The sequence below is a fragment of the Streptomyces sp. NPDC007991 genome, assembly GCF_042958445.1.
GTDB lineage: Bacteria > Actinomycetota > Actinomycetes > Streptomycetales > Streptomycetaceae > Streptomyces.
In genome coordinates, this window is record NZ_JBIBJD010000005.1 from 442319 (window position 1) to 465814 (window position 23496).

Annotated in this window: 20 protein-coding genes; 6 read left to right on the forward strand and 14 right to left on the reverse strand. The window is 73.9% G+C overall.

Translation table 11 applies throughout. From position 1 onward, the window contains the following. Positions 1-149: 149 nt before the first annotated feature. Entirely contained in the window at positions 150-563 is a 414-nt protein-coding gene (locus ACFZDA_RS16620; protein WP_391081734.1) for a VOC family protein, read from the reverse strand. Positions 564-701: 138 nt separating this feature from the next. Here ACFZDA_RS16620 and ACFZDA_RS16625 point away from each other — a divergent pair, with 138 nt between their 5' ends. Continuing rightward, positions 702-1457, forward strand: a complete 756-nt coding sequence (locus ACFZDA_RS16625) for an aldo/keto reductase (protein WP_391081182.1) — start codon at positions 702-704, stop codon at positions 1455-1457. A 257-nt stretch (positions 1458-1714) separates the two neighbouring features. After that, positions 1715-3436, forward strand: a complete 1722-nt coding sequence (locus tag ACFZDA_RS16630) for a hypothetical protein (RefSeq protein WP_391081185.1) — start codon at positions 1715-1717, stop codon at positions 3434-3436. 67 nt (positions 3437-3503) lie between these two features. Here the strand turns inward: ACFZDA_RS16630 and ACFZDA_RS16635 are convergent, their stop codons facing one another. The 6 genes from ACFZDA_RS16635 to ACFZDA_RS16660 form a co-directional block, all read right to left on the reverse strand. Further along, on the reverse strand, positions 3504-4145 hold the full coding sequence (locus tag ACFZDA_RS16635; RefSeq protein ID WP_391081188.1) for a cutinase family protein: 642 nt from the start codon (positions 4143-4145) through the stop codon (positions 3504-3506). 154 nt (positions 4146-4299) lie between these two features. Beyond that, positions 4300-5520: a helix-turn-helix domain-containing protein gene (locus ACFZDA_RS16640; protein ID WP_391081191.1), complete on the reverse strand. Its 1221-nt coding sequence runs from the start codon at positions 5518-5520 to the stop codon at positions 4300-4302. A 122-nt stretch (positions 5521-5642) separates the two neighbouring features. Next, the gene (locus ACFZDA_RS16645; protein ID WP_391081193.1) at positions 5643-6602 is read right to left on the reverse strand and encodes an alpha/beta hydrolase-fold protein; all 960 of its coding nucleotides are present in this window, start codon (positions 6600-6602) and stop codon (positions 5643-5645) included. 21 nt (positions 6603-6623) lie between these two features. Next, positions 6624-10610 (reverse strand): acyltransferase domain-containing protein, encoded by a 3987-nt coding sequence (locus ACFZDA_RS16650; RefSeq protein WP_391081196.1) that lies wholly within the window; start codon positions 10608-10610, stop codon positions 6624-6626. Further along, positions 10607-12379 (reverse strand): AMP-binding protein, encoded by a 1773-nt coding sequence (locus ACFZDA_RS16655; RefSeq protein WP_391081199.1) that lies wholly within the window; start codon positions 12377-12379, stop codon positions 10607-10609. Before ACFZDA_RS16655 ends, ACFZDA_RS16650 begins: the two co-directional genes overlap by 4 nt. Positions 12380-12447: 68 nt before the next feature. After that, on the reverse strand, positions 12448-13977 hold the full coding sequence (locus ACFZDA_RS16660; RefSeq protein WP_391081202.1) for a carboxyl transferase domain-containing protein: 1530 nt from the start codon (positions 13975-13977) through the stop codon (positions 12448-12450). A 339-nt stretch (positions 13978-14316) separates the two neighbouring features. Here ACFZDA_RS16660 and ACFZDA_RS16665 point away from each other — a divergent pair, with 339 nt between their 5' ends. Both ACFZDA_RS16665 and ACFZDA_RS16670 read left to right on the forward strand, forming a co-directional pair. Next, complete coding sequence (locus ACFZDA_RS16665) at positions 14317-15174, forward strand: aldo/keto reductase (RefSeq protein ID WP_391081205.1); 858 nt, start codon at positions 14317-14319, stop codon at positions 15172-15174. Between the two features lie 133 nt (positions 15175-15307). Beyond that, a complete protein-coding gene (locus ACFZDA_RS16670; protein WP_086559611.1) occupies positions 15308-15559 on the forward strand; it encodes a DUF5133 domain-containing protein in 252 nt (83 codons plus the stop codon). 14 nt (positions 15560-15573) lie between these two features. On the opposite strand, the gene ACFZDA_RS16675 is transcribed toward ACFZDA_RS16670, so the two are convergent. Next, the gene (locus ACFZDA_RS16675; RefSeq protein WP_391081209.1) at positions 15574-16584 is read right to left on the reverse strand and encodes a helix-turn-helix domain-containing protein; all 1011 of its coding nucleotides are present in this window, start codon (positions 16582-16584) and stop codon (positions 15574-15576) included. Positions 16585-16772: 188 nt separating this feature from the next. Between ACFZDA_RS16675 and ACFZDA_RS16680 the strand changes: the two genes are divergently transcribed. Further along, entirely contained in the window at positions 16773-17246 is a 474-nt protein-coding gene (locus ACFZDA_RS16680) for a hypothetical protein (RefSeq protein ID WP_391081212.1), read from the forward strand. A 138-nt stretch (positions 17247-17384) separates the two neighbouring features. Continuing rightward, complete coding sequence (locus ACFZDA_RS16685) at positions 17385-17588, forward strand: hypothetical protein (RefSeq protein ID WP_059414305.1); 204 nt, start codon at positions 17385-17387, stop codon at positions 17586-17588. A gap of 31 nt (positions 17589-17619) precedes the next feature. Here ACFZDA_RS16685 and tgmB read toward each other — a convergent pair whose 3' ends face one another. The 6 genes from tgmB to ACFZDA_RS16715 form a co-directional block, all read right to left on the reverse strand. Next, a complete protein-coding gene (gene tgmB, locus ACFZDA_RS16690; protein ID WP_391081215.1) occupies positions 17620-18603 on the reverse strand; it encodes an ATP-grasp ribosomal peptide maturase in 984 nt (327 codons plus the stop codon). Positions 18604-18619: 16 nt separating this feature from the next. Next, positions 18620-18811, reverse strand: coding sequence for a putative ATP-grasp-modified RiPP (gene tgmA, locus ACFZDA_RS16695; RefSeq protein ID WP_010038137.1), 192 nt, complete (start codon positions 18809-18811; stop codon positions 18620-18622). 132 nt (positions 18812-18943) lie between these two features. After that, positions 18944-19255: a DUF1232 domain-containing protein gene (locus ACFZDA_RS16700; RefSeq protein WP_391081218.1), complete on the reverse strand. Its 312-nt coding sequence runs from the start codon at positions 19253-19255 to the stop codon at positions 18944-18946. Between the two features lie 554 nt (positions 19256-19809). Next, the gene (locus ACFZDA_RS16705; RefSeq protein WP_391081221.1) at positions 19810-21966 is read right to left on the reverse strand and encodes a molybdopterin cofactor-binding domain-containing protein; all 2157 of its coding nucleotides are present in this window, start codon (positions 21964-21966) and stop codon (positions 19810-19812) included. Then, positions 21966-22967 carry an FAD binding domain-containing protein gene (locus ACFZDA_RS16710; protein WP_391081224.1) on the reverse strand — a complete coding sequence of 334 codons (1002 nt, stop codon included), beginning with the start codon at positions 22965-22967 and terminating at the stop codon, positions 21966-21968. Before ACFZDA_RS16710 ends, ACFZDA_RS16705 begins: the two co-directional genes overlap by 1 nt. Beyond that, positions 22964-23494 (reverse strand): 2Fe-2S iron-sulfur cluster-binding protein, encoded by a 531-nt coding sequence (locus ACFZDA_RS16715; RefSeq protein WP_391081736.1) that lies wholly within the window; start codon positions 23492-23494, stop codon positions 22964-22966. The genes ACFZDA_RS16710 and ACFZDA_RS16715 overlap by 4 nt, the downstream gene beginning before the upstream one ends. Positions 23495-23496: the final 2 nt, after the last annotated feature.

Genomic DNA, 23496 nt, shown 5'->3' on the forward strand with positions numbered 1-23496 from the left:
CACCGTGTGCCCGACGGACCAACAATTTGGCCGGTACCCCGGGCCCGCCGGCGCCGCAACACCGGGCCCCCCCCCACCCCCGGGGGGGGCGGGGGGGGGGGGGGCGGCCCCGCGCGGCGTACGGTCCCCGACCGTCCGGTCGGTCCTGCTCAGCTCTCCGATTCGCTGATGTTGACCATCCACGGGACGCCGAAGCGGTCCGTGCACATGCCGAAGACGTCGCCCCACATCTGCTTCTCCAGCGGCACCGACACCGAGCCGCCCGCGGACAGCTTCTCCCAGTAGCCGCTCAGCTCGGCGTCGTCGTCGCCGCTCAGACTCACGGAGAAGGGCTGGCCCGGCGCGGACTCCATACCCGGCGGGCTGTCGGCGCCCATCAGGGTGAAGCCGCTGGGGGTCTCCAGCATGCCGTGCATGATCTTGTCGGCGTTCGGGGCGTCCGCGTGGCCGAATTCGCCGTAGGTGCTCAGGGACAGGGTGCCGCCGAAGACCTGCTGGTAGAACTCCAGTGCCTGCCGGGCGTCGCCGTCGAAGGACAGGTACGGGTTGAGACGCGAGACCATGAGAACCTCCGTGACGGGGCCGAGGGCCATGTGCGCGCAGCGTAACGCCGGGCACCGGCATCGGCGCGTCGAGCGCAACCGCGCGGAGGCGGAAGGGCGCCCGCCGCGACCGGCGTTGCCGCCAACCGCGCTGTTGGCGTGGCCCCTTGGGCAGAGGGGGAGGGCAGCGCTCATGACGACGACCCTGGAGGGGCCGCTGATCACCGCAAGGTCGGTGTCGCGCGTATCGAGGGCGAGTGGAGGCTCGACGGGCGGCCCGACACCCTGCGCGACCAGGTCGAGCAGGCCTTGCGCCGGCTGCGCGTAGAGCGGATCGAGCTGCTCCAGCCGTACCGCATCGCCCCCGGGACACCGCTCGCCGACCAGCTCGGCACGCCGCGGGACCTCCAAGCCGCGGGCCTGGTCGGCCGGATCGGGCTGTCGGAGGTCACCGTCACCGAGCCGGCCCGGGCCCGGGAGATCGTCGGCATCGCGAGCGTGCAGCACCGCTACAACCTGCTCGACCGTGAGCACGAGCCGGTGCTCGACACCTGCGCGACGGCCGGGATCGCCTTCCTGCCGTGGCGGCCCGTGGCCTGGGGGAAGGCCGGGGCCGAGTCGGAGACCGCGGCCGTGGCGGCCGACCTCGGTGCCACGCCCACCCAGGTGGCGCACGCCGGGCTCCCGCACCGCCAGGGGGCTTCTGATGGATCTCCGGCACGGCCCGGAAGGCGGCCACACGCCAGGGTCCACGGCAAGGGCCCCACGAAGGCTCACGCCTCGTCGGACGACCCGTTGTTCCAGTCGTACGGGCCGCCGCCGCGCCACTCGATCAGCTCGGTGTCGTCGACGGCCGTGTCGGTGGTGGGCAGGCCCTCGCGGTGCAGCAGGTCCAGTACGTCGAAGAGGCTGTAGGCGACGCCCATGCGCTCGCCGTGGATGGTCACCAGCCGTCCGCCGTCCGACGCGGGCGGCTGCACGACCACAGGGGGTTGACCGTCCATAGCCCCACCATGCTCCCGAAACCGCCGGTTCGCAGCTCGGCCGGGCCCATCAGGGGTCCTTGAGCGGGCGCCGGGGCCCTGTGCGCCGGTGACAAGGCACGATCCGGAAACTGAGTTCTCATCAGCACCCCCTGAGGGACCTCGGCCCGCAGTCCTAGCGTCCATGGCATGGACATGAACCTTGTGAGAAGAGGCAAGTGGCGCGGCGCCGCCCTGGCGGTGCTGCTGACCGCGGGGACGCTCACGGCCGCCGCTCCGGGGGCCCGGGCCGACGGCGCGCGGACCGAGACGCCGGTCGCGTCGACGTCGCCGGTGACCGGGGTGACGGAGTCGGTGGTGCGGGTGAAGGTGCCGCTGCCGCAGTCGGCCGGGCCGCGTCCGGCCGCCTGCGACTGGCTGTCGTACCTGCGCTACCGCTCCGCCGGCGGTCCGGCCGCCTCGGCCGACGCGGACCGGATCCTCGTCGCCCAGCCCGGCATCCTGGAAGGGGCCGGGGCGTTCGACAGCGTGGCCCGCAACACCGTGGCGCGAGCCGCCGAACAGGGCCTGCACATCGAGTTCTGGGCGCTGGACCGGCGCTCCAACTGCCTGGAGGACCGCACCGGCATCGGCTCCGGCGACCAGCACACCGCCGTCGACTACTACTACCGCGGCAAGCAGGTCGACGGCCGGACCTTCGGCGGTTACGCCGGCAACGCGGAACTGGGGTGGATGGCGAAGCTCGGTATCGAGCAGACCGTACGCGACCAGTACGACCTGCTCACCGCCGAGTTGCCCGACCGGACGCAGCGGGGGCGGAAGGTGCTGTGCGGCGGGCACTCGCTGGGCGGTGTGATCACCGGGTACTTCGCCGCCGCCGACTTCGACGGCGACCGGGCCACCACGGCGGACGCCGGCTACAACCAGTGCGCCGGCTACTTCGCCCTCGACACGACCGTCTCCACCTCGCTCGCCGACCTCAGCGGCAGCCTGCCGGACGACACCAACCTGCCCGACACCGGCCTCGGTTACGGCGTGGTGCAGGCCGGCCTCGACACCGGGGTGCTGCCGCGCACGCTGTCCGCGCCGGTGCTGCTCAACCCCGAGACCATGACCCTGCTCGGCATCGCCGGGATGGGCGCCCTCAAGGACCCGGACGCCGAGGCCGACCTGCCCCGGTACCTGCCCTCCAACGTCAACATCGAGGCGACCCACCGCTTCCTGTTCTCCAAGGACACCGCGGCCTTCCTCACCGGCAAGCCCGCCGTGAAGGACTTCCGCCTCACCAACGGGGCGGTGCTCGGGGCGCTGCTGGACGACAACTCCGTACCACTGGCCTTCCTCCAGACCAGCGTCGGCTTCTTCGACGGCGGGCCCGTCGCCGACAAGAGCTTCCCCACGGCCAACGGCGGCGCCCGGCAGCCCGGGCTGTACGGCACCGCGTACAAGGCCATCCCCAACCGGCCGCAGGGGCCGCTCTACACCTGGCGCAACTACGACCGCGTCGGCGACCCCGATGACCCGGGCTACCGGTCGGCCGACGGCACCCCGTTCACCGGCCCCGGCGAGGAGGTCACCGACGTGCGGCAACTGGCCCGCAGCCTCGCCGAGCAGCCGCTGGACTTCACCGAGCAGTACTTCCCGACCAAGCTGGTGACGGACATCCAGCTGGCCGGTTCGCCGCAGGTCAAGAAGCTCGTCGTGCATCCCGGCGGGCTCACCGCCAACCCGGTGCTCACCGTCCTCGCCGGTGAGGGGCTCCTGGCCGGCCGGGTGCCGGCCGAACTCCACCCCGTGGTCGCCGACGGCTACCAGCACCTCGACGTCCTGACCGCCGCGCCCGTCCAGAACGACGGCCGGCCCGAGACCGTCTCCACCAGCATCGCCGGGTTCGCGCGGTCGCCGCGCTGACCTTCCGTATACGCGCACAAGGGCCCGGGAGGAGATCCTCCCGGGCCCCTTCGGTGTGCTGCCGGGGTCAGAGCCTGCCCGCGGCGAACGTGGCCGCCTGGTCGGCGTTGTCGCGGTAGCCGAGGTGCGCCCCGACGTCGCCGCCGCCGCTCTCGCAGACGGGGTCACCCTTGGCGCAGATGTCCAGGGTCCGGCTCTGGTAGGTGCCGGTGACGCTCTTGCCGAGGGCCCGGATCGGGTTGCCGAACAGCAGCACCGCGGCGACCTTCGGCTCGACCGCCGCCGGGAGCGTGGCCACGATGGGGCTGCCGACCACCGCGCCCGCGCTGCTGATGCCGATCGAGTTGTCGACGACATTCGCGCCCTGCGAATAGCCGACGAGCACGAACCGCTGGTTCGGGCAGGCTGCGGCCTGGCTCTTCACATGCTCCACCAGGTCCCTGTTGCCCTGCGCGGCGGACGTCAGGGAAAGGTCCGCCGGATAGTTCACCGCGTAGCTCGACAGGTTTTTGCCCGCCGCTTTCTTCTGCAGCGCGGAATACACCGGGTCGCCGACGATGAAGCCGAGCGTGCCCGGCTCGAAGGTGCCGCGCGCCGAGACCACTTCCACGTCGGAGCAGGCCGCGGCAGTGGCCGAGGGAGCCGAGAGGGTGGCCAGCCCGGCCCCGCCGGCCAGCGAGAGCGCGGCGAGACACAAACGGATACGCATGGGGAATCCTCCGCGGGTGAGGCGCGTGGAGCGCCTGCGAAAAAGGACGGCCCGAACGTATTCGCTGTGTCTCCCGGAGTGTTATGGATGGGATTATGAAATCGCCGCGCTTTTTTGTCGCCGAACGAGTACCTCGCCGAACGAGTACAGGTATTCAGTTCTGTGCTGTGCGCAGTGCCTCCGCGCGCAGCGCGAGAATCAGGTCGAGGCGGGTTTCCGGGTCGTGCAGGGCGTCGCCGAAGAGCTTCTCCAGCTGGCGCAGGCGGTAGCGGACCGTCTGCGGATGGATGTGCAGCCGGGTGGCGACGTCCGGTACGTTGCTGCCGCTGAGCAGCCACGCCAGCAGCGTCTCGGCGAGCCGCTCGCGCTGACCGGCCGAGACCGAGTCGAGCGGCGCGAGAACCCGCGCCTGGAGCCGTTCCAGCAGCGGCTCGTCACCGTACAGCAGCAGCGTCGACAGATGGTCGGCGCACCGCACCACGCCCTGGCGGGGCAGGACCCCGCGCCCCATCAGCCCGAGCGCCCGGGTGGCCAGGCGCAGCGACTGCGCGGCCTCGGTGACCGCGACCGTCGGGCCGATCGCGGCGGGCCGGCCCCGCAGCGCGAGGGTGAACGCCCGGCCGCCGAAGCGGCCGGAGCCGTCCGGATCGGGCACCAGCATGCGCGGGGGCCGGGACCCCATGTCCACCAGCGCGCCCGCCGCGGCCAGCGGCCGGTCCTCCTCCCGCCGGTCCGGCGCCGCCGCGAGCGCCACGACGGCGACCGTCCGGGGCACCGGCCAGCGCGCGCTGTGCGCCAGGTCCTGCACGGCCTCCAGCGCCACCGGCCCGTCCTCCAGCAGCAGGTCGAGCAGCCGTCCGCGGCGCCGCTCCAGCTCGTCCGAACTGCGCAGCTGCGCCTCCGCGTAGCCGGCCGCGGCCGCCTCGGCGACCTCGTGCACGGTCCGGAACGCCAGCTCGCCGAGCGCCGCGACGACCGTGGAGTCCAGGCCGAGTTCCTCCGCCGTCTGCCCCATCAGCCGCCAGGCGTGCAGCCCCCCGACCCGCAGCGCGGACTGCAACGCGTCCAGGCTCCGGCCCTCCAGGGCCTCGCCGCGCCCCAGTTCGTAGTACGTCGCCGCGATCGCGCCCCCGTCGTCGCGCGGGTCGGCGATGTGGTCCACGAACAGGGTCAGCGCCTGCACCACCCCGGCCCGCAGGTTCCTGCCGTACGGCCCGTCGGCGGGCCGCGCGTACTCGGGAACCTGACGGCGGACCTCCTCCTCCACCTGGTCGGCGACGGCCGCGAGCTGGGCGCGCAGCAGCTCCGCCAACTCCGGCGGCATCGGTGGCATACCGGGGCGGTCCGGTACGCCCTGTGGGGTGGGCACAGCCATCACGGGCACTCCTTTCGGCCGGAAGCGGCTCACCCGCGGGCTGTTGCCGCTGTGACGCGTGGGAAGCCCTGGATTGGACGGACGACCCCTGCGCTCCGTTCCGTGCCCCGACGGCACCCCCGTCACTCCGGCACGCCCAGCGCTTGGGCGAGCATCGGCCACGAGGCGGTGAACTCCCGCTTCCAGTAGGGCCAGTCGTGTCCTCCTCCCGAGTAGAGGTGCGTGGTGGCCCGGATGCCGAGGCGGGCGAGCGTGCCGGCGAAGCCCTGCGCCGAGGGCCACAGGGCGCTCTCCAGCACCCCGGGCAGCGGATCGCCGCCGCTGCCGTCGCCCACTCCGCTGCCCTGCGAGACGTACAGGGCGGTGCCGCGCAGCCCCGTGGCACGGGCCCGCGGGTTGAAGTCCCGCCAGGTCAGCAGGTTCAGCAGCGGATGTCCCCACAGGGACGCGGCCGGCAGGTTCTCACGGGCCACGATGGCGTCCACGATGGGCGGCACGCCGGGGGCGGTGGTGTCGAGGATGCCGCTGTAGGAGGCCGCGGCCGTGAACGCCCCAGGGTGGCGGGCCGCGTGGGCCATGGCGCCGTAACCGCCGGTGGAGACGCCGGCGACCGCCCGTACGCCGGAGGCCCGGTAGTCCCGGGCGAGCAGCGCCGGCACCTCCTTGACCTGGAACGTCTCGTAGTCGGGCCCGCCGCGCCAGACGCTGGGGATGCCGGTGGGGCCCGCGTCCGGCATCGCCACGATCAGGTCACGGCCCTCGGTGAAGGCCTCGATGTCGGTCTCCCGGGTCCAGGACGTGTAGTCGTCGTGGGCGCCGTGCAGCAGGTACAGCACGGGGTACTTCTTCTCGGGCCGCGCACCGAAGTCCGACGGCAGGACCAGCCGGAGCGGCGCGCTGCGGCCGAGCGCGGCGGAGGGCACGGACACGTCCAGCGTGCGCGGCCCGAGCCGGGTGGCGGCCGCGGCACGGGCCGTGCCGCCCGCGGCCCCGAACAAGGCGGCGAGGCCGGCGGCGGCCGTCGCTCTGGCGACAGTGCGCCGGGACACTCCGGCAGCGGACTTGGGCGGCAGGTCGGGCATGACGGCTCCTCGGTTGGCGGTTCAGGGGGCCCGTTCGGCGAGCACCCGGCTCAGGTGGGCGGCGATCTCGTCGACGTACGGCGGATCGAGCAGCGACAGATGGTGACCGGCCACCGGCACGACCTCCAGGCCCGGGCACACCTCGTCCCAGCCCAGCGCCTCGTCGTCCCGTTCGTAGGCCGGATCGCGCACGGTGTGGGGCGCGGGCCCGGTGGCGCGGTAGAGGACGACCGGCCCGGCGTACCCGCCGGGCCGGTGCGCCTCCCCGATGCCCATGTCCAGGTAGGAGGCGCGCTGGTGCTCCAGCGCCGCGGGCGGCACGTCGGCGGCCTCGCGCAGCGCCCGCAGCACGGTGTCGATGCGGTCCCGGTCGTCGTCCATGGCCACGAGCTCGTCGTACGGCAGCTCCAGCCGCACCCCGTAGGCGTCGGCGACATGGCCGGCGAAGCCCTCGAAATGCGTCCGGATCCGGTCGGCGCGCGTCACGCCGGGCAGGGGGAGGGGGCGTACGGAGTCGAGGAGCACGACCAGCGGCACCTCCCGTCCGGCGGCGGTCAGTTGCCGCGCCATCTCCTGGGCGACGAACCCGCCGAAGGACCAACCGCCCAGCAGGCAGGGCCCGTCGGGGTGGGCGGCGGCGATCGCCTCGGCGTAGCGCCGGGCCTTCTCCCGCACGGTCCGGGCCTCCTCGATCCGTTCCAGCCCGTACACCGGCCGGTCCTCGCCGAGCCGCTCGGCGAGCGTCCGGTAGACGGTCACCGGGCCGCCGGCCGCGTGGACGAGGAACAGCGGGGGCCGGGAACCGGTGGCGCACAGCGGGCGCAGCGGGGTGTCCTCGCGGGGGAGGGCGTGCCGGATCCGGGCGGCGGCGTCCTCGACCGTGGCGGCGGCGAACAGGTCGCGCAGGGGCACATCGATACCGAACTCGCGCACCACGGCCGTGCGGATGCGGACGGCCATCAGCGAGTCCAGGCCCAGATCCGCCAGGGCGGTGCCCGCAGTGACGCGGGCCTGCGGGTGGCCGGTGACGGCGGCGATGTGGTGGGTCAGCCGGGCCAGGACCGACGAGGGCTCCGCCACCTCGGCGGAAGGCTCCGCCGGCCGTGGCACCGGCTCGGTGCGGGCCCGGCCGTCCGTCCACCAGTGCCGGACGTGCCGCCACCGGGGCACCGGCAGGTCGACCACCCGGCCCGGCGGCACGGGCAGCCGCTGGCCCGCCGCGTACAGGGCGCCCAACTGCCCGGCGAACGCCTCCGCCCCGTCGGCGTCCCGGCGCAGGGTGGCCAGGGCGAGGGCATCGGGCACGGTGTCGGCGACGGCCCCGGTCAGGACCGGGTGGGGCGACACCTCGACGAACGCCGTGTGGCCGTCGGCCGCTGCCGCCGCGAGCGCCCGGTCCAGGCGGACGGGCCGCCTGAGGTTGGCCGCCCAGTGGGCCGCGTCGAACACGCAGTCGCCCCGCGGGTCGTCCAGGACCGTGGAGTACACCGGGACACGCGGCGGCCGGCCCCGGATGCCGGACAGCGCCTCGGCGAGCTCCGGCAGCAGCGCGTCGACCTGCGGCGAGTGCCCGGCCCCGACGACCCCCATGGCCCGGGCCGCCCGCCCCCGCCCCTCCAGCCGCCGCACGAGCCCGGCCACCGCGGCCTCCTCGCCCGTGACGACCTTCTGCCGCGGGGAGGAGTGCACGGCGACGTGCACCCCCGGGAAGTCCCGCTCCAGGGACTTCAGTTCGGCGTCGTCCAGATCCACCACGGCCATCGCGCCGCCGCTCAGCCCGCTCAGCAGCCGGGCGCGCACGGCGATGACACGCGCCCCGTCCGCCACGTCCAGCGCACCCGCGCACACCGCCGCCGCGACCTCGCCCATGGAGTGGCCGATCACGGCGGCGGGCTCGACGCCGTACGCACGCCACAGCTCGGCCAGGGCCAGCTGAAGGCCGAACAGCACGGGCTGGGCGACGTCCAGGCGGTCGAGCCCGGCCCCGGAGGACAGCTGGTCGTACAGGGACAGGCCGCACTCCGGGGCGAGCTGTGGATCGAGTTTCTCCACGGCGGCGGCGAACGCGGGTTCCTCGGCCAGCAGCCGGCGCCCCATGCCCGGCCACTGGCTGCCGTAGCCGGAGAAGACCCACACCGTGCCGCGCCCCGCCCGGTCGCGTTCCCCGGTCACCACCCGCGCGTCCGTGCGCCCCGCCGCCAACGCGCCCAGGGCATCGGCGAGTCCGGCGCGGTCCCGGGCGACCACGGCGGCGCGTACGGGACCGCGGCCGGTGCGCCCGGCCAGGGTGCGGGCCACGTCGGCGGGGTGCGCGGTGCTCTCGCGCAGCCAGCCGGCGAGCCGGCCCGCCGTGTCGCGCACGCGCCCCGCGTCGAGGTCGGACAGCACGTGCAGGCGGGCCAGGGGCTCCTCGGCCGGCCGCGCGGGGACCAGGCCGGGCGGCCCCTCCTCCAGCACCACATGCGCGTTGGTGCCGCCGAAGCCGAACCCGGAGACGCCCGCGAGGGCGGTGCCGCCGTAGCGTGGCCACGGCTCCGGCTCGGTCACCACCCTCAGCCGCTCGTCGGCGAGGGACGTGCCCTGCGCGCAGTGCAGGGACGGCGGGATGCTGTCGTGGTGCAGGGCCAGCACGGTCTTCACCAGGCCCGCGATGCCCGCGGCGGACTCCAGATGCCCCAGGTTGCCCTTGACGGACCCCAGCAGCAGCGGCTGGTCCGGGTCGCGGCCCGCGCCGAGCACCGCGCCCAGCGCGCCCGCCTCGATCGGGTCGCCCAGCGGGGTACCGGTGCCGTGCGCCTCCACGTAGTCGACGTGGGCGGCGGCGAGCCCCGCCCGCGCGTACGCGCTCTCCAGCAGCGCCTGCTGAGCGGCCGGGTTGGGCGCCATCAGGCCGTTCGAGCGGCCGTCGGAGTTGACGGCGGTCGCGCGGACGACGGCCAGGACGCGGTCGCCGTCCCGCTCCGCGTCGGACAGCCGCTTCAGGATCACGGCCGCGCAGCCCTCCCCGCGCCCGATGCCGTCGGCCGCCGCCGCGAACGGCTTGCACCGGCCGTCCGGTGCGAGCGCGCCCGCTCTGCGGAAGGCGACGGTGACGGCAGGCGACAGCAGCAGGTTGACCCCGGCGGCGATGGCGAGGTCGCTCTCGCCCGTGCGCAGGCTGACGCAGGCGTGGTGCACGGCGACCAGCGAGGACGAGCACGCCGTGTCGACGGCCAGGCTCGGCCCCCGCGTGTCCAGGACGTAGGCCAGCCGTCCGGCGGTCACGCTCAGGGCGCCCCCGGCCGGCGCCCAGGGATCGACGGCGGCCGGGTCGGCGCCCGTGAGCTGCCCGTACTCGGGGGCCGACACCCCGACGAACACCCCGGTGGCGGTGCCCGCCAGATCCCCGGCCGGGACGGCGGCGTGGTCGAGCGCCTCGTGGACGACCTCCAGCAGGATCCGCTGCTGGGGGTCCATCACCGCCGCCTCGCGCGGGGTGATGCGGAAGAAGTCCGCGTCGAATCCGGCGATGTCGTCGAGATAGCCGCCGTACGGATGCGCGTCGGCCGGCGGGAAAGCGGTGAAGTCGCGCCAGCGGTCCTCCGGGACACGCCGGATCGCGTCGACGCCCTCGCTCAGCAGCCGCCAGTAGCCGTCCGGGCCGTGCGCCCCGCCGGGCAGCCGGCAGCCGACCCCGACGACGGCGACCGGCTCGGCCGTCACGCCCGGCAGCCCGGCGCGCGGGGCCGGTGCCGTCTCGGCGGCCGGCCTTGAGCGTGCCGAGGGCTGCGTGCCGCACAGCCGCGCCACCAGGGCCTCACCGGTGGGCGTCTCCCACAGCAGCGTCGTCGGCAGCTCCCGGCCCGTGACCCGGGACAGTTCACCGGCCAGGGCGACCGCGTCCCGCGAGGACATGCCGAGGTCGGCGAGCGGCCGGTCCATCGGAACGTTCTCGGGCGAGGCGCCGTACCAGAGCGCCACCCGTTCGGCGATCAGCCGGCGCAGCGCGCCCTCGTCGAGGGGGCTCATCCCGCCGCACCCCCCGTCGCCGCGGGGACCTGCCCGCCGTACGCGCCCTCCAGATACCGGGCCCGGGTCAGGGCCCGCGACACCTTCCCGCTGGAGGTACGCGGCACCGTGCCCGGCGGCACGACGACGACGTCGGCGAGCCGCAGCCCGTGCCGGGCGGAGACGGCACCGCGCACGGCCCGCACCACGGCCGGCACGTCGAGTTCGGCCAGGCGCACGGTCCGGGCGTGTTCCGCGACGATCACCACCCGCTCACCGCCACCGGCACCGCCGCCGGGCACGGCGAACGCCGCGAGCCGGTCCCGGCGCACCGCGGGGTCCGCGTCCTGGGCCGTCACCTCGACGTCCTGCGGATAGTGATTGCGGCCGTCGACGATGATCAGGTCCTTCAACCGCCCCGTGACGACCAGCTGCCCCTCCAGCACCGTCCCCAGATCGCCCGTCCGCAGCCAGCCGCCCGGAGCGGCTCCGGCGTCCGCGAACTCGGCGCCGAACACGTCCCCCGGCCCCCGGTTCCAGTAGCCCCGGCCGACATTGGGCCCCTGCACCCAGATCTCGCCGACCTCGCCCTCCGACAGCAGCGCCCGGGTCACCGGGTCGGCGATACGGACCCGCTGGCCCGCCGGGGTGCCACAGCCCGCCAGCAGCACCGCGCGGGGATCGTCCGGCCGGGCCGGCAGGGCCTTCCCGGCGGCCAGGGCGTCACGGTCCAGCGCGAACCGGCCGAGCGGCTCACCCGGCCGGGCCGCGCAGACGAACACCGTGGCCTCGGCCAGCCCGTACGACGGACAGTGAGTCTCCGGAGCCAGGCCCTGACCGGCGAACGCGGCGTGGAAACGGTCGGCCGTGCCCGGGCGGACCGGCTCACTGCCGTTGATCAGCGCCGTCACCCGCTCCAGCCGCAGCCCCTCCTTCTGGTCGTCGCAGACGGTCGCGGCGCAGTAGTCGTAGGCGAAGTTGGGCGCGGCGCTCACCGCGCCCGGGTGCGCGGAGAGCAGCCGCAGCCAGCGCACCGGCTCGTGCAGGAAAGCGGCCGGGTCCATCAGCACCGACAGCGCCCCTCGGGTCACCGGGGCCGCGACGCTGAGCACCAGCCCCATGTCGTGATAGAGCGGCAGCCAGCCCACGCAGGTCACCGGGCGGGCGTCGGCACCGTAGGCGGCGAGTGCCTGGCGGGCGTTGGCGACGACGTTGCCGTGGCTGATCTCCACACCTGCCGGGGCACGGGTCGAACCGGAGGTGTACTGGAGGTAGGCGATCGCCCCGGCGTCCGGTGGGACGGGCCGCCAGTCCCGGGCGGCGTCGTCGGTCACCTGGTCCGCCACCACGATCCGCGGTCCGTCGGGGCCGAGGAAGTCACGCACCTCGGCCCGGCAGCGGCTCGTGGTGACGACGACCGAGGGACACGCGTCGGCCAGGACACCCGCGAGCCGGTCCGCGTGCCCGGGCAGGCCCGGCGGATACAGCGGTACCGCCACCAGCCCGGCGGCCAGGGCCGCGAGGAAGGCGGTCACGTACTCCGTGCCCTGCGGGCACAGCAGCGCGACCCGGTCTCCCGGACCGGCCTGGTCGGCGAGGCGCGCGGCCAGCGCCCGCACCCGGACGTCCAGGCGGCGCCAGGTCAGGGTGCGGTGGACGCCGCGCGAGTGCGGTGCCGGGTGCTCGACGAAGGTGAACGCCCGGCGGTCCGGGGTGTTTTCGGCCCAGTGCCGGACGTACTCCGGCAGCGTCGGGCACACGGGCGCGAGCGGGGGGCGGCGGCTGTCCATCAGGCGGGGCTCCTCACGGCGCGGATCGGCCTAGGGGTCGCAAAAGGGGGAGAGGGGGAGAGGGGCGGCTAGAGGGGGATGTTGCCGTGCCGGCGTTCCGGCATCGGCGCGCGTTTGCCGCGCAGGGCGCGCAGCGCGCGGCAGACCTGCTCCCGGGTCTCGCGCGGCGCGATGACGGCGTCGACATAGCCGCGCTCGGCGGCGAGGTAGGGCGTGCCGTGGGTGCGCTCGTACGCGGCGAGCAGGCGGGCACGCAGCGCCTCGGGGTCGTCGGCAGCGGCGAGTTCCCGCCGGTGCAGCACGCCCACGGCCCCCTCGGCGCCCATCACGGCGATCCGGGCGGTGGGCCAGGCGAGGTTGACGTCGGCGCCCAGATGCTTGGAGCCCATCACCGCGTATCCGCCGCCGTACGCCTTGCGCACCACGACCGTGACCTTGGGGACGGTCGCCTCGGCGTAGGCGTACAGCAGTTTCGCTCCGCGCCGGATGATGCCGGCCTGCTCCTGCCGTACCCCGGACAGATACCCGGGCACGTCGGCGAAGGTCAGCAGAGGGATGCCGAACGCGTCGCAGAACCGCACGAACCGGGCCGCCTTCTCGGAGGCGTCGATGTCGAGGACCCCGGCGGCGTGCAGCGGCTGGTTGGCGACCACACCCACCGAGCGGCCTTCGATCCGGGCCAGGGCGCAGATGATGTTCGGCGCGAACAGCTCCTGCACCTGGAGCAGTTCACCGTCGTCGACGACCGCGTGCAGGATCGCCCGCATGTCGTACGCCTCGCCCAGCCGGTCCGGGACGACCTCGTCGAGGTCGGTGCCGGGCGGCGGATGCCCGGGCGCGTACTCCGGAGGCCGCTCCAGGTTGTTGGCCGGGAGGTACGACAGCAGGTCGCGCACGGTGTCGAGGGCGTCCTCCTCGTCCGCGGCCAGGAAGTGGGCGTTGCCGTTGACGGTGTTGCTGGTGCGGGCGCCGCCCAGTTCCTCGGCCGTGGTGCGTTCGCCGGTGACCGTCTCGATGACGTCCGGGCCGGTGACGAACATGTGTGAGGCGCCGTCCACCATCACCGTGAAGTCGGTGATCGCCGGCGAGTAGGCGGCGCCGCCCGCGCACGGCCCCAGGACGACCGAGATCTGCGGGATCACCCCGGACGCCTTGACGTTGCGGCGCACCAGCTCGGCGTAGAGGGCGAGCGAGGCGACGCCCTCCTGGATACGGGCACCGCCGGAGTCGTTCAGGCCGATCACGGGGCAGCCGGTCTTCAGGGCCAGCTCCATCAACGCGACGGTCTTCTCGCCGAAGGCCTCGCCCATGCTTCCGCCGAACACCGTGGAGTCCTGGGCGAACACGCACACCGGGCGGCCGTCGACCGTGCCGTACCCGGTGATCACGCCGTCGCCGCAGGGACGGCGGCTGCCGCCCTGCGCGGTGGGCCGGGCCCGGACGAACAGGCCGGTCTCCGTGAAGGAGTCCTTGTCCACGAGCCGATCGACGCGCTCCCGGGCCGAGAACTCCCCGCGTCTGCGCGGTCCGCCCGGGGCCACCGCCTGGTTCCGGCGGCGTTCCAGGCCGGCGACGCGCTCCGCCGTGCTCCCGGGCACGTGCGCCGCCGTTTCCCCCGGACCGGATGCTGTCACCTCTGTGCTCACAACCACCTCCGAAGCGGTTCTCGAATATGGCAGTGAGGTGGGGGAGTGCCGGGCGGATCGCCGTTCTGTGTGGGGGAGGTGAGTCCATCGGCGCGGGCTTTCATCCCCGGGTGACAAGGGACCGCCGGCCCGGCCGCCGGGGGCCGGCGTGTTTCGGCTGCCAGGGATTCAGCTGCCCGAGCGCTGAATGCGTTCTCCTTCTTCTATTGGACCTCGGGGCCGCCCGGCGTCCAGGCTGGAGTGCACCATGGCCTGACAGCCTCAGCGACAGCCGGAAGAGGTCACGAGCACATGCACACCCGCCGCATCGGTGATGTCGACGTCAGCGCGATCGGCCTGGGCGCGATGCCCATGTCCATCGAGGGACGACCCGACGAGGAACGCTCCCTCGCCACCATCCACGCCGCGCTCGACGCCGGAGTGACCCTGATCGACACCGCGGACGCCTACCACCGTGACGCCGGCGAGGTCGGTCACAACGAGACCCTGATTGCCAGGGCCCTCGCCTCCCACCACCGCGGCGGCGACGTCCTGGTCGCCACCAAGGGCGGTCATCTGCGCCCCGGAGACGGCAGCTGGACCCTGGACGGCAGCCCCCGCCACCTCAGGGAGGCGTGCGAGGCGTCCCTGCGCCGGCTCGGCGTCGAGGCCATCGGGCTCTACCAGTTCCACCGCCCCGACCCTCGCGTCCCCTACGCCGAGTCCGTCGGCGCCATCCGGGACCTGCTGGACGAGGGCAAGATCCGCATGGCCGGCATCTCCAACGCGAACCCCGAGCAGATCCGGCTGGCGGGCGAGATCCTCGGCGGCCGTCTGGTCTCCGTGCAGAACCAGTTCTCCCCGGCCTTCCGCTCCAGCGAGCCGGAGCTGGAGCTGTGCGACGAACTCGGCATCGCGTTCCTGCCGTGGAGCCCCCTCGGCGGCATCTCCAAGGCCGGCGAACTCGGCTCGGGGCACGCGGCGTTCGCCCGAATCGCCGAGGTTCACGGGGTGAGCCCGCAGCGGGTGTGCCTGACGTGGATGCTCGCCAAGTCGCCCGTGGTGGTCCCGATCCCGGGCGCCAGCCGCCCCGAGACCATCCGCGACTCCCTCGCCGCGGCCGACCTCACTCTGACGCTGGAGGAACTGGCGGAGCTGGACGCGGCCTGAGCATCGACCGGCTCCCCTGACGAACAGTCACAGACGATAAGTTTTTCGTCACATCCGCCCCTGGTGAGGAAAACATGTGAATGTTTCCGCGTGGTTCGGGCATACGCAGCGAAAACAGAGAGAGGGGCGCTACGTGCTCGTACCGGACCGGAAGGTCGTCAGGGAGTTGCTGACGCGGTATGCGTCGCTGAGGATCACTCAGGCGGAGAGGCACGTGCCGACGGCGGCACGCGAGCTTGAGGACGTCAGCTACACGCTGTGCGTGATGATGGGCACGTCCGACATCACCGACGCCATCGCCAAGGCCGACACCCTGCTGCTCACCAAGGAGCGGTCCGAGGAAGCGGACGCGGACGGGGAGAACGGTCTGACGCTGGTCGGCTGACTCGTAGGGCCCGGTCATGAACCGGGTGTCGCCCCGGCGGCCCGTGAACGGGCCGCCGGGGCGTTCGTGTTCCCGTTCGCCTTCCCGTGGAACGCCGTGCGGTACGCGTACGGTGTCGTGCCCACCACCTTGCGGAACCGCTCCCGGAACGCCGTCGGCGAGCCGAACCCCGCCTGCCGCGCGATCCGTTCCACGGAGTGGTCGGTGTTCTCCAGCAGATACTGGGCGTGCCGCACCCGCGCCCGCAGCAGCCACTGCAACGGCGTGGTCCCGGTCTGTTCGCGGAAGCGGCGGCTGAACGTCCGCTCGCTCATTCCCGCGCGCTCCGCCAGCGCGCTCAGCGTCACCTCGTGCGCGAGGTTGTCCTCGATCCACTCCAACAGCGGCTCCAGCGCCGAACCCCGCGGCACCGGCGGGTGCTCGTGCACGATGAACTGGGCCTGTCCGCCCTCCCGTTCCAGCGGCATGACCGACATCCGGGCGATGTTCGCCGCGACGGCCGACCCCAGATCCCGCCGGATCATGTGCAGACACAGGTCCAGCGCGGCGGCTGCACCGGCCGAGGTGAGGATCTGCCCGTTGTCGACGTACAGCACGTCGGGTGCCACCTCGACCCGCGGGAACCGGCGGGCCAGCTCACCCGCGGCCACCCAGTGCGTGGTCGCGCGCAGCCCGTCCAGCAGCCCGGCCTCCGCCAGTACGAAGGCGCCCACGCACACGGACGCGATCCGGGTCCCGGCCTCGGCGGCCTGCCGCAGGGCCTCCAGTACCCGCGCGGAGGGCGGTGGGGCCCCGGGGGAGCAGCCCGGCACGATGATCGTGTCGGCCTCCGCCAGCGCCTCCAGGCCCCGGTCGACGCGCAGGGTGAAACCGCCGTCCGTGTGCACCTCCGGTGTCTCGGCGCACAGCCGGACCCGGTAGGCCGGCCGCCCGTCCGGCATATGGGTCCAGGCGAACGTCTGCTGGGGCGCCGCCATGTCGAACGGCACCACTCGGTCGAGAACCAGGATCGCCACGGAGTGCATGACCGCCACCCTAGGCGTATTCCCGCCAGGCGCACGAACCGCCCAAGCACCGGCTCGCGGCACGGAAGACCAGGTCACACGGGTTGGCGGGAATCCGTTGGAAGCTGTCGTTCCAGCCCATGGGCGATCACCTCCGGGCTCCCTAACGTGGGGCCGCCACCGTCGATCGCACCACGGAAAGAGTCCCGGTGACCAAGATCCTGCTGTCCCTGCACGTGCTGGCCGCCATCGTCGCCATCGGTCCCGTGACCGTCGCGGCCAGCATGTTCCCGCCCGCGGCCCGCCGCGCCGTCCCCGCCGGCGGACACGCCCCCGCCCCGTCGGCGGTGAGCGCGGTCGCGCTGCTGCACCGTATCTGCCGCGTCTACGCCGGCATCGGACTGACCGTCCCGCTCTTCGGGTTCGCCACCGGTGCCGCGATGGGCGTCCTGGGCAGCGGATGGCTCGTCACGTCCATCGCGCTGACCGCCGCCGCCGCGGGCATCCTGGTCGCCTTCGTCCTGCCCCGCCAGGAGGAACTCCTCGGCCAACTGAACGGCGAACAGGCCGTCGAGCACCGAAGCACCGTTCAACTCGCCATGTTCACCGGCATCTTCAACCTCCTGTGGGCGGCGGTCACCGTCCTGATGATCGTCCGGCCGGGCTCCACGACAGGGGCCTGAGGCCGGACGTCCGCATGTCACGGATGTCCGGTCTGCGTCAAGTCCACCCGGGTAATTCACACTCCGGGACACCGGTCCGCCTACACTCGGCTCTCTCGCCCCCGCACGGGGCCGACGAGCAGAAAGGCGCGTTGACGGGTGTTCCAGGATTCCCCCATCTACGACCGACTCATCGCGGAGTGCGGCGACGTCCCCGCACAGGTGCGCCGCGAGGCCGAACGCGTGAGCAGGGAACTGGAGCTGGTCATGCGGCCCGCGCAGTCCCCCGGCTACGACCGCCCGCACTCCCCGGGCACCGGATGGCAGCGCACGGCCATGCTCCCCGGGCCGCGGCCGCAGTGAACCAGGACCGGTGGACAGCCGGTCCCGGTGCTCAACGGGCGGTCGTGTTCGCGCCGTTGACGCGCGACGGCGCCTCGGGGACGGGCCGGGCCAGCCACTCGGCGATGGTGCGGGCGATCGGCTGGCCCGTCTCCACCTCGACGAACCCGAACTGCCCCGACTGATTGCACTCCAGGAACCACCAGGTTCCGTCGGCGTCCTCGACGAAGTCGAAGGCCCCGTACGCCAGTTCGGCCTCCCGCAGATAGGCCAGGACGCCCGGCGCGATGCGCGACGGCACGTCGGTGGGACGCCACGGCGCGCCGGGCGGGGCGAACCGCACGTCCACCTCGTCGGGGTCCGCGTCCGCGGCGACCGCCTTGCGGGCCGCCAGCATCCGGTCGCCGACCACGGTGAGACGGATGTCGGCCCGCTTGGAGATCCGCCGCTGGAACAGCGTCGGCCCGAACGCGACGGCGGAGAAGTCCGTGTCCGGCGCGACCCGGCTGGTCGGCACGGCCCGGGGCGGGTCCTGCGGATGCGCGCCCGACACCGGCTTGACCACCAGGTCCGGGTAGCGTTCAGAGAACTCGCGGGCGGCGCGGGGGAACGTCGTGATCAGCGTCGCCGGCACGGGCAGGCCGCAACGCTGGGCCAGGCGCAGTTGCCAGGGCTTGTGCCGGGCCCGGCGGGCCGCGTCGGGGTGGTTCATCCAGCGCGCGTCCGAGCCCCGCAGCATTCCGTAGAGCGCCTGGGCGGCCTCCTCGGTCAGCCACGCGGACGGCTGGGCCGCCCGTGCGGCCGGAGTGCCCGGCCGGCGGACCCATACCGACCGCAGCCCGCCGATGCTCACCAGCCGCCCCCCGGCGGACAGGTGGCCGCGGAACCGGCCGTGGACATACTCCCCGGACAGCGCGACCCCGCCGGTCAGATCGGCGGGGTCGACGCGGACCACCGGAACCCCGGCCTCGTTCAGGTGCACGACCACCATGTCCGCGGTCACGTCCTCCTCGCAGGTGAGGATCACTACCGTCATCTTCGGCGGCCCGCGGTCAGTCGTCGAAGTGCGTCTTGGAGCCGGCGGTGGACGTCGTGGTGCCGACCTCCCTCAGCAGGGCGAAGTCGGAGGCGGCCACCCGGCCGTCGTGGAGCACGTTCAACTGCAGTCCGGCGTCGTACACGTACGGAATGGCAGCTTCCAACTCCACTGCCGGGCGCGCGTAGTTGAGCGCGAACGGTTGCATCGTCTCTCCCTCGTCGGTGCTGACGCCGATCGAGCCGGATCCAGGGGCGCGGCCACCCGGTCCGCCGACTCGTTTCGGCTCCCAGAGACTTATACGAATCGAACGGGTGGTTGGTTTCCTTACTTTCCGTAGTCATCGGGCCGGTTGGCGGTCCGGCCGACGGGCCGACTTGCCCTCCCGCTCGCCGAGGGAGCCACGGACGGTGCGCAGAGCGAGCAGCAGAACACCGATGTCGTCCAGGTACACCGGATCGGGCAGTACGTCGGCGGGCAGCACGAAGTAGAGCACCGCGCCCCAGAAGACCCAGCGCGGGCCCGTCGGCAGCCCGGCGTGACGCAGCTCACGCCGGGTCCTGACCAGTCGCACGAGGATGCCGACGGCGAAGACGAGAACGATGGCCGCGAGAACCGCGGCCAGGGTGATCACCGTTGTGGTCGTATCCACGGGCTGCCTCCTCCTGGCGTCCGCGACACGGGGTGTCCCTTCCTGGATTCCCGTTTCCGGCCGCTGTATTGCGCCCGGGGGCCGACATGTCGGCGCGTCGGCGGATTTTCCGTGCCGCCGCGGGTGCGGGCGGTCATGCCGGTGGCCCACCCGAGTGGGCACGGCGTGACAGGGGCGCCTCGTGATGGTCAGCGTAACGTCGCTCGTCACACCACGCAGGGCGCAGGAGCGGCCGCACTCTTGCCCTGGGAGGCGAGTATGACCACCTGCTCTTCATCACTCCGCTCGTGCGAACCCGCCGCCGGTTCGCACGAGACCTACGGTTCTGCCGACCGGCCGGGCGGCGAGCCCGGCGCGCACGCCGCCGCCTCCGACGTGGACCAGGGCGAGGCGCAGGCTGCCGCCCTGGCGTGGATCAGTTCGGTGAGGCGTACGCGCAGGCTGCTGTCCCTGGCTTGGACCAGGCGGGTGAGGCGCAGGCGCAGGCTGCCTGTCCCGGGCCGGCCGTGGGCGCCGCGCCGCCGCCCGAGGCACGCCAGATGACGGAGTGACGCCTACACATCCCGTACCGGACCGGATCCGCTCGTGGCGGAGCCGGTCCGTGCGTCGTTCGCCGTCCCGCCGTCGAGCAGTCCGGCCAGTACCCGGTCGGGCGTCAGGGGGAGTTCGCGGAAACGAACGCCGGTGGCGTGGTGGACCGCGTTGCCGATCGCCGCGGCCGTCCCGACGATGCCGATCTCCCCGATCCCCTTGCTGCCCATGGGGTTGAGACGGGGATCGTCCTCGTCCAGCCAGTGCGCCTCGATCTCGGCGACATCGGCGTGCACCGGCACGTGGTACGACGCCAGATCCGACTCCGTGAAGTCACCGAACGCGGCGTCCATCGTGCTGCCCTCGGTCAGCGCCATGCCCAGGCCCATCGTCATGCCGCCGACGAACTGGGAGCGTGCCGTACGGGCGTTGAGGATGCGCCCCGCGGCGTACACCCCGAGGAGCCGGCCGACCCGGACCTCGCCGGTGACCGTGTCCACGGCGACCTCGGCGAAGTGCGCCCCGAAGGCGTGCCGGGCCCAGTCGCTCTCGGTGTCCGCCGAGCCCCGGGTGTCGGCGCGGGCGTCGAGGCCCTGCTCGGGCAGCGGCCCGGTGTGCTCGGCCAGCCGCCGCGCCAGCCGGGCGCAGGCCTCGTGGACGGCCCAGCCCCACGAGGCGGTGCCGGACGAGCCGCCGGCCAGCGGCGCCGCCGGGAGCGCGGTGCTGCCGACCTCGATCCGCACCCGTTCCAGCGGCGCGCCGAGGGCGTCGGCACCGACCTGCGCCAGCACGGTCCGGGCCCCCGTACCGATGTCCGTGGCGTTGATCCGCACCAGGAACGTCCCGTCGGGCAGCGCGCGGGCTGTCGCCGTGGCGGGCCACACCATGACGGGGTACGTCGCCGCCGCCACGCCGGTCCCCAGCAGCAGGGGCCCGTCCCGGCGGGAGCCCGGCCGGGGGTCGCGTCCGGCCCATCCGAAGCGGCGGGCGCCCTCGCGCAGACACTCCACCAGGTGCCGGCTGCTGAACGGCTTGCCGCTGTCGGGTTCGACGTCCGGTTCGTTGCGGACGCGCAGCTCGACCGGGTCCATGCCCAGCTCGGCGGCGAGCTCGTCCATCGCGGACTCCAGGGCGTACATGCCCGGCGCCTCGCCCGGGGCCCGCATCCACGACGGGGAGGGCACGTCCAGCGCCGCGACCCGGTGCTCGGTACGGCTGTGGGGTGACGCGTACATCACCCGCGCCGGCACCGCCGCCTGCTCCACGAACTCCTTGATCCGGGAGGTGTGTGTCGTGACCTCGTGCACGAGGGAGGTCAGACGCCCGTCCGCGTCGGCGCCGAGCCGCAGCCGGTGCAGGGTGGGAGCACGATGCCCGACGACGGCCGGCAGGTACCGCCGGGGCAGCGCCACGGTGACCGCCCGCCCGGTCTGCCGTGCCGCCATCGCGGCGAGCACCACGTCGGGCCGTGGCGTGCCCTTGGAGCCGAAGCCGCCGCCGACATGCTCGGCGGTGACGACGACCCGGTCCTCGGGAACGCCGAACAGCCCGGCGAGCACGCCCTGTACGGCACCGGTGCCCTGGCTGGAGGTGTGCACGACGAGCCGGCCGCCGTCCCAGCGGGCGGTGCTGGTGTGCGGCTCCATGGGGTGGTTGTGCAACGGCGGCACCCGGTAGGCGACATCGACCCGGACGGCCGCGGATCCGAACGCCCCGTCGGCATCGCCCCGTTCGCGGACGGCCGGATACCCGCCGCCCGCCTCGTCGGGGACGTGCACCCCCGGGTACGAGGCGGTGAGGGTCACATCGTGCGCCTCGGCGGCGTAGTCGACACGGACCGCGGCGGCACCGGCCCGCGCGGCTTCCAGGGTCTCGGCCACCACCAGCGCCACGAACCAGCCGCGGTGCGGAACCCGGGGGTCCTGGAGCACGGCGAGCGTGGGGTCGTCCGGCTCGGCGAGCCGCGGCGCGTTCTCGTGGGTGAGGACGGCGAGCACACCGGGCACGGCCAGCGCGGCCGCCGTGTCGACGCCGGTCACCCGGCCCCGGGCGACGGCCGCCGGCACGGGCCAGGCCTGGGCCCGGCCGGGGTAGTGGTACTCGGCGGCGTAGCGGGCGGTGCCGCTGACCTTCTCCCGTCCCTCCCGGCGCTCGGCGGGGGCTCCCACGCTGCCGGTCATCAAGTCCTCCTCGCCGGCGCCGCGTCGGCGAGCCGGGACAGCACGTCCAGGGCGATTCCCCGGGCCAGCGGCACCTTGTAGGCGTTGTCCCGCAGCGGCTGCGCCGCGGACAGTTCCAGGTCGACGGCGTGCTCGAACGCGGCGGCGGTCGCAGCCGCACCGAGCAGCGCCTCCTCCGCCCGCCGGGCCCGCCACGGCCGGTGCGCCAGCGCCCCGAACGCGAGCCCCACATGGCCGACCACACCGTCCGACACCCGCAGCACGGCCGCGACGGACGCGAGCGCGAACGCGTACGAGGCCCGGTCGCGGACCTTGCGGTACGCCGACGGCAGTCCGGCCGACGCCGCCGGCAGGACCACGCCCGTGACGAGCTCGCCGGGCCGGATCTCGGTGTCCTGCTCCGGCCGGTCCCCGGGAAGCCGGTGGAACTCTGCCGCCGCGACACTCCGGGCGCCCTCGGGGCCGTACAGCTCGACACGCCCGTCCAGAGCGGCCAGCGCCACCGCCATGTCCGAGGGGTGGGTGGCGACGCAGTGGGGGGAGTGGCCCAGCACCGCGTGATCACGGTGGACGCCGTCCCGGGCGCCGCAGCCGCTGCCCGGCTCCCGCTTGTTGCACGGCTTCGACAGGTCCTGGAAGTACGGGCACCGGGTCCGCTGGAGCAGGTTGCCGCCGGTCGTCGCCGCGTTGCGCAACTGTCCCGACGCCCCCGCGAGCACCGCCTGCGACAGCGCCGGGTACCGGTCGCGCACCAGCGGGTGGGCCGCGAGGTCGCTGTTGCGGACCATCGCCCCGATCCGCAGGGCACCGTCCGGCAGCTCCTCCACCGCGTCCAGCGGCAGACGGGTGACGTCGACGAGGGCGGCGGGCCGCTCGACACCGAGCTTCATCAGGTCGACGAGGTTGGTGCCGCCGCCGAGATAACGGGCGCCGGGGTGGGAGGCGTACGCGGAGGTCGCCTCCTCGACGCTCCCGGCGCGGACGTAGGCGAACTCCTTCACGGGATCACGTCCTCCACGGCCTCGGCGATCCGCGGATACGCGCCGCACCGGCACAGGTTGCCGCTCATCCGCTCCCGGATCTCCTCCCGGTCCAGCGGCACCGGCCCGGCCGAGGGCGTCGCCGGGGCGGTGACGTGCGAGGGATGACCGGCCGCCGCCTCGGCGAGCATGCCGGCCGCGGAGCAGATCTGGCCCGGGGTGCAGTAGCCGCACTGGAAGGCGTCGCGCTCCAGGAAGGCCCGTTGCAGGGGGTGCGGTTCCTTCCCGTCGCCGGACAGCCCCTCGACGGTGGTGACCTCGCAGCCGTCCAGGGCGACCGCGAACAGCAGACAGCTGTTGACGCGCCGCCCGTCCACCAGGACCGTGCACGCGCCGCACTGGCCGTGGTCGCAGCCCTTCTTGGCGCCCGTGAGGTCCAGGTCCTCCCGCAGGAGGTCCAGGAGGACCCGCCGGTGGTCGACGGTGAGCGTGTGGGGTTTGCCGTTGACGCGGAGCGTCGTCTCCGAGTGGTGCGGGTCGTTGCCCATGG